At 45.8% G+C, this 15,565-nt stretch carries 16 protein-coding genes; 11 read left to right on the top strand and 5 right to left on the bottom strand.

Annotated elements, in window-relative coordinates:
• The first annotated feature begins 81 nt into the window (after positions 1-81).
• Together KKC1_RS07595 and KKC1_RS07590 are read left to right on the top strand one after the other, a co-directional pair.
• Positions 82-489, top strand: coding sequence for a hypothetical protein (locus KKC1_RS07595; RefSeq protein ID WP_202819998.1), 408 nt, complete (start codon positions 82-84; stop codon positions 487-489).
• Positions 486-818 carry a carboxymuconolactone decarboxylase family protein gene (locus tag KKC1_RS07590; RefSeq protein ID WP_202819997.1) on the top strand — a complete coding sequence of 111 codons (333 nt, stop codon included), beginning with the start codon at positions 486-488 and terminating at the stop codon, positions 816-818. The genes KKC1_RS07595 and KKC1_RS07590 overlap by 4 nt, the downstream gene beginning before the upstream one ends.
• A gap of 419 nt (positions 819-1,237) precedes the next feature.
• Here the strand turns inward: KKC1_RS07590 and KKC1_RS07585 are convergent, their stop codons facing one another.
• Positions 1,238-3,385: a heavy metal translocating P-type ATPase gene (locus KKC1_RS07585; protein ID WP_088553886.1), complete on the bottom strand. Its 2,148-nt coding sequence runs from the start codon at positions 3,383-3,385 to the stop codon at positions 1,238-1,240.
• 185 nt (positions 3,386-3,570) lie between these two features.
• Between KKC1_RS07585 and KKC1_RS07580 the strand changes: the two genes are divergently transcribed.
• The 9 genes from KKC1_RS07580 (at position 3,571) to KKC1_RS07540 (ending at position 12,543) form a co-directional block, all read left to right on the top strand.
• Positions 3,571-3,930: an ArsR/SmtB family transcription factor gene (locus KKC1_RS07580; RefSeq protein ID WP_088553863.1), complete on the top strand. Its 360-nt coding sequence runs from the start codon at positions 3,571-3,573 to the stop codon at positions 3,928-3,930.
• A 243-nt stretch (positions 3,931-4,173) separates the two neighbouring features.
• The gene (locus tag KKC1_RS07575) at positions 4,174-5,340 is read left to right on the top strand and encodes a Na+/H+ antiporter NhaA (protein ID WP_088553862.1); all 1,167 of its coding nucleotides are present in this window, start codon (positions 4,174-4,176) and stop codon (positions 5,338-5,340) included.
• Positions 5,341-5,643: 303 nt separating this feature from the next.
• Complete coding sequence (gene iorA / locus KKC1_RS07570; protein ID WP_088553861.1) at positions 5,644-7,431, top strand: indolepyruvate ferredoxin oxidoreductase subunit alpha; 1,788 nt, start codon at positions 5,644-5,646, stop codon at positions 7,429-7,431.
• A gap of 80 nt (positions 7,432-7,511) precedes the next feature.
• On the top strand, positions 7,512-8,081 hold the full coding sequence (locus KKC1_RS07565) for an indolepyruvate oxidoreductase subunit beta (protein WP_202819996.1): 570 nt from the start codon (positions 7,512-7,514) through the stop codon (positions 8,079-8,081).
• Positions 8,056-9,330 carry a phenylacetate--CoA ligase family protein gene (locus KKC1_RS07560; RefSeq protein ID WP_202819995.1) on the top strand — a complete coding sequence of 425 codons (1,275 nt, stop codon included), beginning with the start codon at positions 8,056-8,058 and terminating at the stop codon, positions 9,328-9,330. The genes KKC1_RS07565 and KKC1_RS07560 overlap by 26 nt, the downstream gene beginning before the upstream one ends.
• Positions 9,331-9,354: 24 nt before the next feature.
• Entirely contained in the window at positions 9,355-10,428 is a 1,074-nt protein-coding gene (locus KKC1_RS07555; RefSeq protein WP_088553859.1) for a TRAP transporter substrate-binding protein, read from the top strand.
• Between the two features lie 142 nt (positions 10,429-10,570).
• On the top strand, positions 10,571-11,056 hold the full coding sequence (locus tag KKC1_RS07550) for a TRAP transporter small permease (RefSeq protein ID WP_088553858.1): 486 nt from the start codon (positions 10,571-10,573) through the stop codon (positions 11,054-11,056).
• Positions 11,053-12,354 (top strand): TRAP transporter large permease, encoded by a 1,302-nt coding sequence (locus KKC1_RS07545; RefSeq protein WP_088553857.1) that lies wholly within the window; start codon positions 11,053-11,055, stop codon positions 12,352-12,354. The genes KKC1_RS07550 and KKC1_RS07545 overlap by 4 nt, the downstream gene beginning before the upstream one ends.
• Before the next feature lie 24 nt (positions 12,355-12,378).
• Positions 12,379-12,543, top strand: coding sequence for a ferritin family protein (locus tag KKC1_RS07540; protein WP_192868136.1), 165 nt, complete (start codon positions 12,379-12,381; stop codon positions 12,541-12,543).
• An 82-nt stretch (positions 12,544-12,625) separates the two neighbouring features.
• On the opposite strand, the gene KKC1_RS07535 is transcribed toward KKC1_RS07540, so the two are convergent.
• The 4 genes from KKC1_RS07535 to KKC1_RS07520 form a co-directional block, all read right to left on the bottom strand.
• Entirely contained in the window at positions 12,626-13,240 is a 615-nt protein-coding gene (locus KKC1_RS07535) for a TlpA family protein disulfide reductase (RefSeq protein ID WP_192868135.1), read from the bottom strand.
• Between the two features lie 33 nt (positions 13,241-13,273).
• Positions 13,274-13,972: a cytochrome c biogenesis CcdA family protein gene (locus KKC1_RS07530; protein ID WP_192868134.1), complete on the bottom strand. Its 699-nt coding sequence runs from the start codon at positions 13,970-13,972 to the stop codon at positions 13,274-13,276.
• Positions 13,973-14,184: 212 nt separating this feature from the next.
• Positions 14,185-15,063 carry a M56 family metallopeptidase gene (locus KKC1_RS07525; protein WP_088553854.1) on the bottom strand — a complete coding sequence of 293 codons (879 nt, stop codon included), beginning with the start codon at positions 15,061-15,063 and terminating at the stop codon, positions 14,185-14,187.
• On the bottom strand, positions 15,053-15,502 hold the full coding sequence (locus KKC1_RS07520) for a BlaI/MecI/CopY family transcriptional regulator (RefSeq protein ID WP_202819994.1): 450 nt from the start codon (positions 15,500-15,502) through the stop codon (positions 15,053-15,055). Before KKC1_RS07520 ends, KKC1_RS07525 begins: the two co-directional genes overlap by 11 nt.
• Positions 15,503-15,565: the final 63 nt, after the last annotated feature.

The following is a 15,565-nucleotide window of genomic DNA, read 5'->3' as shown; positions in this document are numbered from 1 at the left end:
GGGCGTAATCTTGATCTATTATTAACGAACCTGATATAATATTTAAAAAATTTTTTTAAATAGAATGGGAGGTGAAACAGGGTGCAGGCTGTGATCTGCCCTGAATGTGGCCGGGAGGTAGACAGCGACGACTTGTACGAAATAAGTGGACGGAAAATGTGCGATGATTGTGCCATGGAGCGGCAGAACAGACCCCAGCCGTGTGATGTATGGGCCGTCCGCATTGCCACCAACACCAGAAGAAGCCTAGGGATGCAGGGTACAGAAGGATTGACGGAGAAACAAAAAGCCATATATGACTTTATTAAATCCCGGAGGGGAGCCACATTAGAGGAGTTGATGCAGCAATTTAATCTTAAGGAAAATGAAATACGCAAGGAAATTGCTATCTTGCGGCATTGCGAGCTGGCCCGAGCTCATAAGAGGGGAAATGAGATCGTATATGTACCCTGGGATTTTGAAGAAGTTATCGGGAGGTCCGATAGATGATGGAAGGGAAAGATATTTTAGCCCGGCTTGAAAAAGGGAAAAGCTTACTTCAGGAAAAGATGCCCGAAGTGGTGGGAAAATTTCAGGAGTTTCATACAACGGTTCTTAAGGAAGGGCATCTTTCCCGGAAGCAGAAAACACTAATTGCCCTGGGGATGGCCCTGGCCCTAAAATGTGAGTATTGTATTGCTCTGCACCTCCGAACAGCAAAAGAACTGGGGATAAGTTTGGAAGAAATTATGGAAGTTTGCGGCATAGCTATGCTAATGCATGGCGGCCCTGGTATGGCCTACAGCACTTTGGTGGCGAGAATATGGGAAGAAATTTAGAGCCGGTGGAACTTTCACAAACCAATATCCGTTGACACCCTCTACCTTTTTAAGGGAGAGGGTTGTTTTAGTTTTGCCTTGTTTTCGCTAAATACCTCGCGTTAAGGATTACCGAACCGGTTTTGGACATAAAATTATGAGGTTGAGCCTGTGGCTATCTTGAAAAAAGCCGTCAAGAGGGAAAGTTTGCTTATTCCACGATCACCGACTCGCGTATCCGGGAAATTATCAGATTTGCCAAGCTGGCGGTTGCGGATAATGCTTCCCGCATAAGCAGTTGCACCCGAATGTAAAAATTGCACAAGGGCTAGAAAACCTTCAAGAAAAGAATTAATTTTAGCAAAACCCAGAAATCACCTTCTTTCTTGTTGAACCCCTTCCATTTTGGCCGGCAGTACTATAAGATTGAAAATCGGGTACTATTTGTACCTCAAAGCCCGGGTAGAGTTAAGAATAGCTAGGAGGGCGACCCCAACGTCGGCAAAAACGGCTTCCCACATGGTAGCCATACCGAAAGAACCTAAGGTGACAAATATAGCTTTAACCCCGAGCGCTAGAACAATGTTTTGAATGATTATTTTCCTGGTATGCCGGGCAACGCCAACCGCTGTAGCCAGCTTGGACGGGGCGTCGTCCATGATAACAACATCAGCGGCTTCAATTGCTGCATCGGAACCCAAGCCGCCCATAGCAACACCGACATCGGCCCGGGTGATTACAGGAGCATCGTTGATACCATCACCTACAAACGCCAGCTTTGCCTTAGCGGGCAGTTCTTTCATTAATTCTTCCACTTTGGATACTTTATCTTCGGGAAGAAGATTGGCAAAAAATGCATCCAAACTTAGTTTGGATGCCACCTTTTTGGCTACGGAGTGGTCGTCGCCGGTCAGCATTAGGGTACGCTTAACACCTAATTTTTTCAGCTCTGTCAAAGCTTTTACTGCATCTTCCTTGATTTCATCTGCAATGGTAATGTAACCGGCAAAAGTACCGTCAACGGCAATATAAACTACTGTCCCTTCCCCTACGCAGTTTTCGTGGACAATACTTTCCCGGTGAAGCAGTCGGTCATTACCTGCGCTAATTTCTTTTCCGTCGTACACTGCCTTGATACCGTGGCCGGAAATTTCCTCATACTTTTCAATCTTATCCTGGTCAATATTGCCTTCATAAGCCTCCAAAATTGACTTGGCAATGGGATGGTTGGAGTTGGCTTCTGCAATAGCTGCATATTTAAGCACCTCTTGTTTCGTAAAACCATTACTGGGCTTTACGTCCGTGACCCGAAATACTCCTTTGGTCAAGGTACCGGTTTTATCAAATACCACAGTATGGAGGTTTGTCAAAGCTTCTAGGTAATTAGCCCCCTTGATCAGCACTCCGCTTTTTGAAGATCCACCTATCCCACCGAAATAACCTAAAGGAATAGAAACTACTAATGCACATGGGCAGGAAATAACCAAGAGAATTAATGCGCGGTATACCCACTCAGAAAAAGTTGCACCCGGTATTATCAACGGAGGAACTACGGCCAAGGCCAGCGCTCCAAATACCACGGCCGGAGTATAATAACGGGAAAACTTAGTAATAAATTTTTCCGTAGGTGCTTTTCTGCTTCCGGCATTTTCCACCAAATCCAGTATTTTTGCCGCTGAAGATTCTTCGAATTTCTTGGTAACTCTAACCGTTAAAAGACCGCTCGTATTTACCATCCCTGCCAGAACTTCGTCTCCCGCCTCGGCCTTTCTGGGTACCGATTCGCCGGTCAAAGCGGAGGTGTCCAGGAAAGAAAAACCTTCTTCTACAATCCCGTCTAAGGGCACTTTTTCTCCCGGTTTAACAACGATAGTATCTCCAACATTTATAGCTTCCGGAGATACTTTTTTTGTATCACCGTTAATTTTTAAATTGGCATATTCAGGCCTAATATCCATCAAGGCCTGTATGGAGCGGCGTGAGCGATTTATAGCCAAGTTTTGGAAGAATTCTCCTATATAGAAAAACAACATTACACCCACTGCTTCAGGCAATTGGTGAATGACGATTGCACCGCCTGTAGCAACAGTCATCAAAAAGTTTTCATTAAAAAAATTCCCTTTGAAAATATTTTTAATGGCTTTTGCCACCACGTTCCAGCCAACCAGCGCATAAGCCGTTATAAAAATTAAATACTCGGCAATGGCATAGGGAGTATGGTGAAGAAAATCTTCAAATATGATACCTATTGCCAATAATAAGAAAGAAATCCCCATGATAATAAGAGGTTTTTTAAAATTCTCGCCGTTTTTTGGAGCAACTTGTTTTTTGGCATCCGAAGGTTCTTCCAGTACTACACCCGGCTCTATGGAATCAATTATTTTTTGAGCTGTGTGGACATGTTTAGGATCAAGCAAAATGGTACCTGAGGCAAAATTAACTTTAACATTTTCCATTCCCTCAAATTCATTAAGAGAACGTTCAATTTTCTCGGCGCAAGTAGCGCAGTCAAGTCCTTTGAGAATATACTTTTTCAAATTATGCTTGTCCGAGAACAACTTTGTACCCGACGCAATGCGATTTATCATAGTTTTGGTTTCTGACAAGATAAAAACCTCCTAATTTTGAACATTTGAATATATATTCATATTTTTATTATAGATGGTATAAGCTCAATGTCAATATAGAAATAAGGCATATGTATTTTTGTTCAAGTGTTGAAATGATATAATATACATATCCATTATGGTGAACTAATTTAGGGTGGGGTTTCATGGAAAAGAAAACAGAAACATGTGAGGCTTTCTGCTTTGATGCAGAAGCCGTCATGCAGGTTAAAGAAAAGTTGCTGGCGGAGGAAGAAGTTTCCTATATGGCGGAGACATTTAAGGTACTTGGTGATAGAACCAGGATTAATATTTTACAGGCCTTAATGCAAAAGGAATTATGTGTTTGTGATTTATCTGCGGTGCTGGAAATGAGCCCTTCGGCAGTTTCCCACCAACTGCGTGTCTTAAGAAATGCAAGGTTAGTTAAATATCGTAAAGAGGGGAAAAACGTATATTATTCAATTGACGACCAGCATGTCGCTGTCCTTTTCGAGCAAGTTTTAGAACACGTGCGGCACGGTTGATCGGTTCTTTATAACCGGTTAGGGTAAAAGGTTTTGAGAGTAGCTAAAACCGATTAGCTATTCTTATTTTGTTTAGCCTGCTGATCATTCATAAATTTTTAGTCAAAAGGAGGATTTGAATGGTCGTTAGAGAATATGTCTTGGGGTGATTTTTTGAGAAGTGAAAAGTGTTGGTCTATTTTAGTTAACAGCAATTTTATGCAAAAATTTTTCTAATAAAGTATGAAATAGGGGGATGTAAGAGTGCGTAAAACAGTTCAGTTGCTCCAAGAGTTTTCAATTCCGTTGATTGCCGGAGTGGTCGTGGCGCTAATATGGGCCAATGTTTCACCGCACAGCTATCATGAATTTATTGAAAAGGAATTGTTTTTTGGTGCTAATTTTCATTTTCTGGTCAATGATATTTTCATGCTATTTTTCTTTGCCATAGCCGGCGTTGAAATTACCCAAAGTGTTTTACCTGGTGGAGATTTAAATCCGATTAAGAAGGCGATTAATCCCCTCTATGCTACTTTAGGCGGGGTATTAGGGCCGGTTGCCGTGTATTTAAGCCTAAATGCTCTCATTGGTTCCCCGGAGTTGGTCAGAGGCTGGGGAATTCCTACCGCTACCGATATTGCTTTAGCCTGGTTGGTGGCCAGATTTGTGTTTGGTGCGGCTCACCCGGCAGTAAAGTTTCTGTTGTTACTTGCCATAGCTGATGATGCTATCGGGTTGTTCATTATTGCTGTCTTTTACCCAGACCCGACACATCCCACGGAGCCTATCTGGTTGTTACTGGTTCTTGCCGGTATGGCCCTAGCATTTATATTAAGAAAAATGAAAGTAAGAAATTATTGGCCGTACATTTTGGGAGGAGGAATTCTAAGCTGGACTGGCTTGCATAATGCTCACCTCCATCCGGCGTTGGCTTTGGTATTTATTGTTCCATTCCTACCTCATCCGGCTAAAGAAACAGGGCGCTTATTTGAAGAAGACCTGGAAGAGCACTCTACTCTCTCCCAATTTGAGCATGAGTGGAAAGTTATTGTAGATTTCGGGTTGTTTTTCTTCGGCTTGGCCAATGCGGGGGTTGAATTTTCAGAGATAGGAACTGCAACCTGGTTGGTATTTTTCGGTCTACTGGTCGGCAAAACGGTAGGTATCTATCTGTTGGGCAATTTGGCGAAACTGTTAGGTTTCCCGTTACCGAACGGCATGGGTCAGAAAGAACTTTTCCTTGCCGGCCTGGTGGCGGCAATAGGATTAACAGTGGCGTTGTTTGTAGCGGGAGCAGCATTTACTAATCCGGAAATCCAGGGTGCGGCCAAGATGGGAGCCCTGTTCAGTGGAGCCAATGCCATTCTCGCTATCATTCTGGGTAAAGTTCTGCGGATACAAAAAGTGAGAGAAAGAGAAAACCCGGCTTAGCGGAACGAAGAAATAGTTTCCTAGTAGTGACAATTGATATTTCTTTATGTTATAATCTTTTTAAGCTAGAGCGGTGTCGAGCTAAGTTTTAAAACCTAATAAAATAAGATTAGATGGAGAAGAGTTGAGGCGAGTATGAGTCAGGTCGAGAGGAGATGAATATGTTTTTCCGGCCAGGCTTATGCCTGGCTTTCTTAGTATACCTTTGCAAGGCACAATTGTCCGATTAAAAGTAGGCTTGGGGTGCCGAAAACAGACAATTTAACAGATTGCGCAACAGTTTGGCCCAATGGGGGGTTGGAAGTGAAACAATTGTTGATGGGGAACGAAGCTATCGCCCGGGGTGCGGTTGAAGCAGGGATAGATGTGGCTACGGCCTACCCGGGAACGCCCTCATCAGAAGTATTTATGGCTCTCGCAAAAATGGCCCCAGAACATGGCTTCTATGCCGAATACTCTGCGAATGAAAAGGTGGCCCTGGAAGTGGCGGCAGGGGCCGCCTATGCCGGGGCCAGGAGCATCGTCTCCATGAAACAAGTAGGTTTAAATGTGGCTGCAGACCCGTTAATGAGTCTGGCTTACATAGGAGTCAAAGGTGGATTGGTTCTGGTGGTAGCTGATGACCCGGGGCCCCACAGTTCCCAAACCGAACAGGATACGCGTAAATTCGGCCAATTCGCCAAACTGCCGGTTTTTAATCCGGGCACGCCTCAAGAAGCCAAAGATATGACCCTGGCGGCCTTTGAAACTTCGGAAAAATTGGGTCTACCAGTGATCTTACGTCCTACCACCCGTACCTGCCACGTGTGCCAGGATGTGGAGGTGGGGGAAGTAAGGAAATCCAAAAAGGTAATAAGATTTGAGAAAGACCCTAAGTGGGTAATCATGCCCAAACTTTCTTACCTTAAGCACCAAGAGTTGAATGTTAAATATTTGAAAGCGGCAGAGATGTTTGAAACTTCACCTTTTAACGAAAGCCTTATTAGAGGGAACCAAGGAATCATTACTACCGGAGTTAGCTACAATTATGTAATGGAAGCCCTGGAGATCTTAGGGGAGAATCTATCCGTACTGAAGATTGGCACCTATCCGATACCGGAAAAAATGGTGACTAACTTTTTGAAGCAAATGGATACGGTACTGGTGGTGGAAGAACAAGAACCCGTGCTGGAAGATGAAGTGATAAAACTGGCCTGGAAGAATAATTTGAGGGTGGATATAAGCGGCAAACATAATAACGATGTTCCTCGTGAAGGAGAGCTTGATACGGACAAGGTTATGGCAATCATTCGTAAGTTCTTAGGGTTACCTGAGGAAACGGTTTCTCCTGTCTCGCCGCCGGAGTTACCCTTAAGGCCACCTACCCTGTGTGCCGGGTGTCCCCACCGGGCTTCGTTTTACGTTTTTAAAAAAGCAGTGAGGAAAATGGACGCCATTTTTACAGGGGATATCGGATGCTATACCCTGGGAAACGCTCCTCCCCTGGAGGCTCTGGATACGTGCCTTTGTATGGGAGCCGGAGTAACCCAGGCCCAGGGTTTGAAGAGGGTGGAGCCCGAGAGAAAATTGGTAGCCTTCATAGGAGATTCCACCTTTTTTCATACGGGGATACCCGGGCTGATTAATGCGGTTTACAACCAGACCGATATAACCGTGGTAATTTTGGACAACCGTACCACGGCCATGACCGGCTTCCAACCCCACCCGGGCCTGCCGCAGACGGCTATGGGCACCAAGGAAGAGGCTATCGATCTAGAAGTTCTGGTCAAGGCCTGCGGGGTGAGAAATGTTTATAAAGCGGATCCTTACGATTTGGAGCAAGCCCAAAAAATTGCGGCAAGAGCTCTGGAAGACAACGGCCCTTCAGTAGTTATTATGAAGCGGGAATGTGTTCACTTGGTCCGTCCTTCTATCCGTTATGAAGTCGAAACGGATAAATGCAACAATTGTGGGGTTTGCTATAAGACCTTTGGTTGCCCTGCTTTATTCAAGGAAGATGACGGGGTAAAGATTATGGATGACTGTAACGGGTGCTCTGTCTGCAGTCAAATTTGTCCTTCCGGCGCCATCAAGCCGGTTAGACATTCTTGACGGGTTAGAACTTCATGAACAGTTCAGGAGGTGGGACTATAAGATTTGATATCGTGATAAATGGTGTAGGAGGGCAAGGGGTGGTCCTGGCCTCCCGGATAATAGCCCAAACGGCCATGAAAAACGGCTGGCAAGTACGCACTTCAGAGATTCACGGGATGGCGCAAAGAGGAGGGGCGGTAACCAGCCACGTACGGATCGGGAAAAACCTCTTTGGGGCTTTAATACCTAACGGGGCTGCTGATATTCTACTGGGTTTTGAGTTGGCTGAAACGGTAAGAGGACTGGAAAAATTAAAGGCCGGTGGAAAAATTATTGCCAACTCTGCCAAGGTTGTTCCTGTTTCAGTTACCATGGGGAAAACCAAATATCCGGACCAAGAAATTTTGCAATATTTAAAAAAACAACCTTACGATTTAACTCTTGTCGATGCTCACTCGCTGGCCTTAAAAGCAGGCCATTATAAAGCAGTTAACATGGTGCTATTAGGTGTCCTTGCAGCCCAAAAGTTGCCCTTTGCTGGAGACGGACTGTTGAGTACTGCTTTGGAACTATTGCCGGCTAAACTACACGAGGTTAATGTCAAAGCGTTCTACCTGGGCAAACAAACGGGGGAGGGATATTATGGGCATTCCGCTGCCATATCCTAGTGTGGAAGCTGTTTTCAGGCAACAGGAATCCATCTTGCCGGGCCTGATTGAGAGGTTAATGAAAAAGTCTCCTTTTTACCGACGCAAGTTAAAGGAAGCCGGGGTAGAACCGGGGGATATTACCACCATTGAGGACCTGAGCAAGGTGCCGTTTACCACCAAAAGTGAATTAAGAGAAGAATATCCCTTGGGTTTGATGGCGGTGGATGAAGAAGAGGTGATACGCATTCATTCCTCTTCTGGAACTACCGGCAAACCTATTATTGTACCGTATACCAAACGTGACGTGGAATCTTGGATAGAGATGTTTGCGCGGTGTTACGAATTGGCCGGTGTAACTAAAAAAGATCGGGTACAGGTAACGCCCGGTTACGGCCTTTGGACTGCCGGCATAGGGTTTCAGGCCGGAGTGGAATACTTGGGGGCCATGGCCATCCCTACGGGCCCCGGTAACACCGAAAAACAGCTGGAAATGATGATGGATCTTAAGTCCACAGTACTTTGTGCCACTTCCTCTTATGCTCTGTTGCTGGCTGAAGAAATACGCCGCCGCAATCTGAAAGATAAAATTCATTTAAGAATTGGCATTTTTGGTTCTGAACGTTGGGGCGAGAAAATGCGGCGCAAGATAGAGGATTACCTGGGTATTGAGAGTTTTGACATTTATGGCCTTACCGAAGTTTATGGACCGGGCATTGCCATCGATTGTCGTGAGCACCACGGCCTGCATTTTTGGTCGGATCATCTGCTTTTTGAGATTATTGATCCTGTAACCGGCAAACAGTTACCTGTTGGAGAACAGGGTGAACTGGTAATTACTACTCTTACCAAAGAAGGCATGCCTTTGTTACGGTACCGGACTCATGATATTACTCGCATTATTCCTGAATTTTGCTCCTGTGGAAATCCTTATCCCATGATAGACAGGATACTGGGTCGTACCGATGACATGATTAAAGTTAAGGGAGTAAATATTTATCCGGGCCAGATAGATCACGTGTTGCGTATTACCGAAGGATGTGGCAGCGAATATCAGATTCATCTTTTCAGGGAGCAGGGAAAGGATAAAATTCTCATCAAAGCAGAGGGTGAAGAAGGATCCGATTTAACGGCGGTAAGGGAACAGTTGCAGAAAAATATTAAGGCGAAGATTGGTATCCATGCCGAGGTAGAGTTGTTGCCCATGGGTTCCCTGCCGAGGAGTGAAAAGAAAACCAAAAGAGTTTTTGATAATCGAGAGGGTATATAATTTTAACTTGTCGGGGGTTAGATCATGAAAAATAAGGTTCTATTGTTGGCCATGGCTGGGATGTTAATGGCAAGTCTTCTTTTATCCGGTTGTACCGCCGGAAAGGAAACGACGACTGCTAAACCTGAAACAGGTAAGGAAGCGGAAACGGTAGAGCCTATATCCTTGAAGTATGCTTTCTTTGCACCCGCCGGAACCTTTCCTGCTGTTCAGATGGAGAAATGGGCTGAAGAGGTGGAAAAGCGTACCAACGGTAAGGTTAAGGTAGAAACTTTTCCCGGTGGAACGCTCCTCGGGGCCAAGAACATGTACGACGGGGTATTACAGGGCGTAGCCGATATTGGTTTATCCTGTCCCTCCTATGAACCGGGACGCTTTCCGTTACTGTCGCTGGTAGATCTACCTGTTTCTTTCCCCAATGCTAAAGTGGCCAGTCTGGTACTATGGGATCTGGTTCAGGAGTTCCAGCCTGAATCCCTAAAAGATTTCAAAGTAGTGACGGTGTTCGCTACTGAGCCGGCCTATATTCAATCGGTTAGTCCGGTAAGAAACTTGGATGATATTAAAGGTATGGAGCTAAGGACCCCTGGAACGGGGGTACCGGTACTGGAAGCTTTGGGGGCAGCCCCGGTTGGTATGCCTCAGTCGGAAGTTTCCCAAGCCTTACAAACGGGAGCAATTGAAGGTTATGTTTCTTCCCGGGAAGTACTTAAGGACCTTAAATATGCGGAAAAGGTAAAGTATGTTACCGACTATCCTACCTTTGTGATCTCGTTTGCTGCTTTGATGAATAAAGATGTATGGAATTCCCTGCCCGCAGATGTGCAAAAAGTTATTGATGACTTGGGAAGGGAAATGGCCCTCTGGACCGGGGAATATCTTGATGAGCACGTGAAAGAAGCCGTGGACTGGGCGATAAAGGAACAGGGAGTACAAATTGTGACGCTTTCGCCGGAGGAAAAAGCTAAATGGGATGCAGAGCTGGCGTCACTGCAGGATGAAGCCGTAGAAAAACTAGAGGCCCAAGGACTGCCCGCGCGTGAGTTTATGGACAGGCTCTATGAGCTCCGGGACAAATACAGCAAAGAGTATCAGTAGGTGAAAGATAAAACCAAAAATCTTCCGGACAGAGAGGGGCGTCCGATGCCTGTTAGGTTAGGGAAGGGGCAGGACGCCCTGCTGCTATTATATTAAGCTCCTCCGGAGTAGTGGCAAATAACCTGGAGGGAGGAGAACTGTCTTGCGCTATTTGGAGCAAATAAGTATACGAGTAAATCAATTGCTGTTTTGGATAGCTGGAGTCGCCCTAATATCCATGATGTTGCTGGCGGTTGCCAACATGGTCCTTCGCGTGGTTTATGTGCCTTTCGGAGCTACGGCGGAGGTTATAGGCTGGTTGGCCGCCATTACTACAGCTTTTTCCCTGGGATACACCCAAATTAAACGGGCTCATGTGACTATAGACCTATTAGTATCTCGGTTTCCTCCCCGGATTCAGGCTTTTATCGACACTATTATCCACTTCCTGAGCACGACTGTATTTGCCCTCGCAGCCTGGCAAACGTTTCTTTATGCCGCTCACCTGCGGCAACTTGGTTCGCTATCGGAAACATTACGGGTGCCGTATTACCCCTTGGTCTACCTGGTGGCAATGGGTCTTGCCTGCTTAGCTTTTGCTTTATTAATTGATTTACTTAAGTCAGTGCTAGGAGTGATTAACAAATGAGTCCTGTCGCTATGGCCCTTATCGGAATAGCAGTCATGCTCTTACTCATGCTCCTGGGCATGCCCATAGGATTTGCCATGCTTTTTGCTGGCTTTCTGGGACTCTCTATTGTGGCGTCACCGCAGGCGGCTTTAAGCATTTTAAGCACCGACTTATGGCAGCAGTTTTCATCGTACGGTCTCAGCGTGATTCCTCTTTTTGTTCTGATGGGTCAAATCGTCTTTCGTTCCGGAGCGACGGAAGGTCTGTATAATGCTGCCTATAAATGGGTTGGTCATATGAACGGCGGTATAGCTGGGACTACTATAGCGGCAAGTACCGGTTTTGCAGCTATCTGCGGTTCTAATGCAGCCACCACCGCTACCATGGGTACGATAGCTCTCCCCGAAATGAAAAAATACCGGTATGACCGGGCGCTGAGCGCAGGTACGGTGGCCGTTGGAGGTACCCTCGGGGTGGTAATCCCACCCAGTGTAGTGCTCATCGTTATTGCTCTACAGACAGAACAATCGGTAGGCAGACTCTTTATCGCTAGTATTTTACCGGGTATTCTACTGGCGAGTTTGTTCTTACTTACCGTTTTTTTGGTCTGCCGCAAGAATCCAGAACTTGGGCCCGCCGGACCGAGAAGCAGTTTTAAAGAAAAGTTAACTTCTTTATCTGGTGTCATAGAGGTATTGGTCCTCTTCGGTCTGGTTATCGGCGGCCTTTATGCCGGCTGGTTTACTCCTACGGAAGCCGGAGCCGCAGGTTCTTTCTGTGCGCTAGTTATTGCTCTTGTACGGCGGAAACTTTCCTGGAAGAACTTTTCTTTGGCTGTTGTTGAAACCTTGCGAACTTCTGCCATGGTCATAATGCTGGTCGCAGGTGCGGTAATGTTCGGGCGATTTTTGACCATTACCAGGCTGCCTTTCTACTTAGCGGAATGGGCAGCAGGTTTACCTGTACCGCCGATTTTCATTCTCGTTATTATAATACTTATTTATTTAATTGGCGGAGCACTGATGGATGCCCTGGGTTTTCTAACCCTCAGCATTCCTATCTTTTTTCCGTTAGCCACAGAGCTGGGTTACGATCCCATGTGGTATACCGTATTAATAACCATCATCACTACCATGGGCGCCATTACACCACCGGTGGGGATAAATGTCTACGTTGTTAACGGGATAGCTCCTGAAATACCGGTAGAAACTGTTTTTAAAGGGGTCAGTATCTTTCTGGTTGCTTACATAGTGTGTGTAATCCTGCTGATATTGTTTCCGCAGATAGCATTGTTCCTGCCTCAACTTTTGTATTAACTACCGCTAATTAGAACTGTGATTTTGGCCCCCTGTAAAAGGGGAGCTAACAAGGGCAAGAGAAAAGTTGCTGTTCAGGCCAAGGAAGAGGGGATCGATTACGCTCATAACTTTATTGATGAATCCTCCCGTGGCGAAGACCGTCACGCCCAGGCACTGGAGGACCTGCTGCAGCACTACTTCAAATAGAGGAAGACACTTCGGTACAGCATATTATCCGCAAAAAGTCCCCGGCCTCGCACTTCTGTGAGGCCGGGGACTTTTAACTAACTTATTCCATTGTTTCCATCCAGCGCTTAATCTCCTCTTCTGTCAGGGGGCCTAGCTTATAGTAGCGAATAATTCCTTTACTGTCTATAAAGTAGCTTGTAGGAACCCCCCTTACTTTGTAGGTGTTTTGAACATCATAATTTTTATCGAGCAGTACGGTGAATGTGTAATGCCCTTCTTCGAGGAAATCCCGGATTTTCTCTTCAGTCTCCCTGTACATAATGTTAACTGCCAGGACGGCCACTTCGCCTGAGTGTGCTTCGTGATAACTCTGGATGTCGGGCATTTCTGCCCTGCAGGGAGGACACCAGCTGGCCCAGAAGTTGAGCAGAACTTTCTTGCCCCTGTAGTCACTGAGAGAAACTTTTTTCCCGTCTAGGGTGGTGAGGGTGAAATCGGGAGCTTGCTCCCCCACTGCGAGAAACATGGAGTCGGCCTGGAAAGGTTTGTCCTCTTTGGCAACATCAATGCTGTCTGCCTCGGCTTTTTCTCCGGAAGCGGATCCGGTGTCTTCCCCTGCCCGGGTAACAGGGGAAATTCCTGTAGAATACCAGAAGACAACTGTTGCGGCAAGAATAATAATTACAGCTAGCAACAATCCTGTTTTGCGGTTCATAATTGTCATCCTTTCTTGAAGTGATTGATGAATTTAGAAGCTTAGGCTAGCCAGGCGGTCAAAATAGAGCATGATACCCAGAACAACGAGCAGTACTCCGCCAATACGGCTTACCCAGGGTAAGTAGCGGCTGAAGCGCCGGTGAAAGCCGGCGAAATATTCCAGAAGTACCGCCGCCAGGAAAAACGGCACACCCAGACCCAGGGAATACACTGCCAGAAGCCAGGCACCGGTTGCCACTGTTTTGACTGTACCGGCGTAAATTAGGATGGAAGCCAGGATCGGACTTATGCAAGGTGTCCAGCCGGCTGCAAAGGCCATCCCCATTAATATTGCAGAAAGAAAGCCCTTGGTTTTCGGCAGGAAACTTACCCTTCTTTCGCGATAAAGAAATCTTAACGGCATAAGACCTGTTAAGTATATGCCGAAAATAATTACCAGAATTCCGCCAATTTTTCTGATTGTATCTTGATACCTGTAAAAGAAACTGCCTATCAGACTTGCCGTGGAGCCCAGCGCCACGAATACCAGTGTAAAGCCCAGAATAAATCCGCTTGCCCTTGTTATAAGCAGCCAGCGTTCCCTGTTATTTCTTTTTTTGTGCAGCTCTGCACTTGATGACCCCACAAGGTAACTGAAATAAGCAGGTATCAGCGGCAGAACGCACGGTGAAAGGAACGAAGCCAGTCCGGCTCCAAAGGCAAGCCAGACGGTGAGATTGTCGGAGGCCACCTGATCACTCCTTTGCTTTCTTTCAGATATCTTTCAGAATATATTATAAAGAGCTAAGACACAGTAATACTGTACATACACATTGGGGCGAGCTTTGGTGAAACCGTGTGCGGAAAGTGCTACCGTGAATTACTTTGTCAAATTTTGAGAAATTTTTGCACTACATTGCGTAGTGTAAATGCCGGAAAAAATACTGCCAGTCGTGCCTTGATTCAGACACACCTGGTCAGCAAAAGCATTATAGTGACAAGAATTATAGCGGCGGTCAACAATACCTGTCCTTTCCGGACGATTGTAATTTTAGCTGATTTCTCGCCTTCAATTAACTGGGTAATCCGCAGTTCTGCTGTCCCGATAATTCCAACCCTCGCTGCAAGGTCTGAACGGCTGGCCGTCTGCGCCTGCAACAGCTTCTGCAGCGCCAGCGCTAGGCCTAAGTTGTCGCCCTGTACTCTAACGGCAGAAGCGTCGGCAGCAAGTTCCCGGTTGCATTTAAATGCCCCGTAGAGCTGTCCGGCCAGGGGTATGAAAAACAGACTCCTGGCGATGGCACCGCCAAGCGTAATTTTTAAGGGGTCGTATTCGATCAGGTGGTAATTTTCATGCAAAAGGACTGCTTCCAGTTCTTCAGTAGTCAAAGTGTTAAATAATCCTCTGGAGAGAACAATTCGTGGCTTTAACAAGCCGCAGACGAATGCGTAAGGCTCGGTATCTACTGTATAAAAAATTTTACCTTGTAAACCGTATTTTCTTGTTAAATTTTCAAGTTCAGCCGGCAGGGAAATCTTCAATTCCTGCAGCCTGCCAAGCAATTTTTGATTATTACGAAGCTGCTGCCAGAGGTAAGAACCGCCGCGTAAAACCATTGTAAACAGCAGCACAGCTAACAATGTCATGGTCGTCAATTGCCATTTTATATTTTGCAAAAATTGCGGGCAGAAGGCAAAAAAACCGTGCTTGAGATTTATGGCGTACCATTTATAAAAAATATATGCTCCCAAAACACCATAAACCACAACAGCCAGTGCAAGGAGTCCGTAAAGGGCATTTTGTGACCGTCGGTGAGGGGCGGTCAATTTATTAAGTTTCATTTTTATCCTTCTTCCGCCGGATCAAACTTTCCAATCTGCTGAGATAATCGGGATTGACCTCTGCCATAGCCTCCACAAAATGAGCTATGGTGCTTTCACCGAAATCCTCCAAAAGACCCCTTGCCACCCGGCGTGAGACATTGCCCAAAAAATCTGCCTTGCTGATAGTAGCCCTGTAGTGGAAAGAGTTGCTTATCTTTTCCTTTTCTAACAAACCTTTATTTACAAGACGGTTCATAACTGTCATGACGGTGTTGAAGGATATTTCGCGCTGGGTCAGGATTTTTTCCTGAACTTCGCGAATAGTGACTTTTCCGGAAGCCTGCCAAATTATTTCCATAATTTCTGCTTCCAGACTTCCCAAAACCCTTTCTGTTCCCGTTTTGTTGAGGTAGAAGGTTTGAATTTGTTTCTGCTGTTTTGAAATAACAATCACCACCTGCACTACACAACATAGTGTTAAAGTAATTATATCGTGAGTGTAGGACAATTACAATACTAT

This window comes from Calderihabitans maritimus, assembly GCF_002207765.1.
Classification (GTDB): domain Bacteria; phylum Bacillota; class KKC1; order Calderihabitantales; family Calderihabitantaceae; genus Calderihabitans; species Calderihabitans maritimus.
Note: the sequence above shows the minus strand (reverse complement) of the source record. Positions and strands in the feature narration are given on the sequence as shown.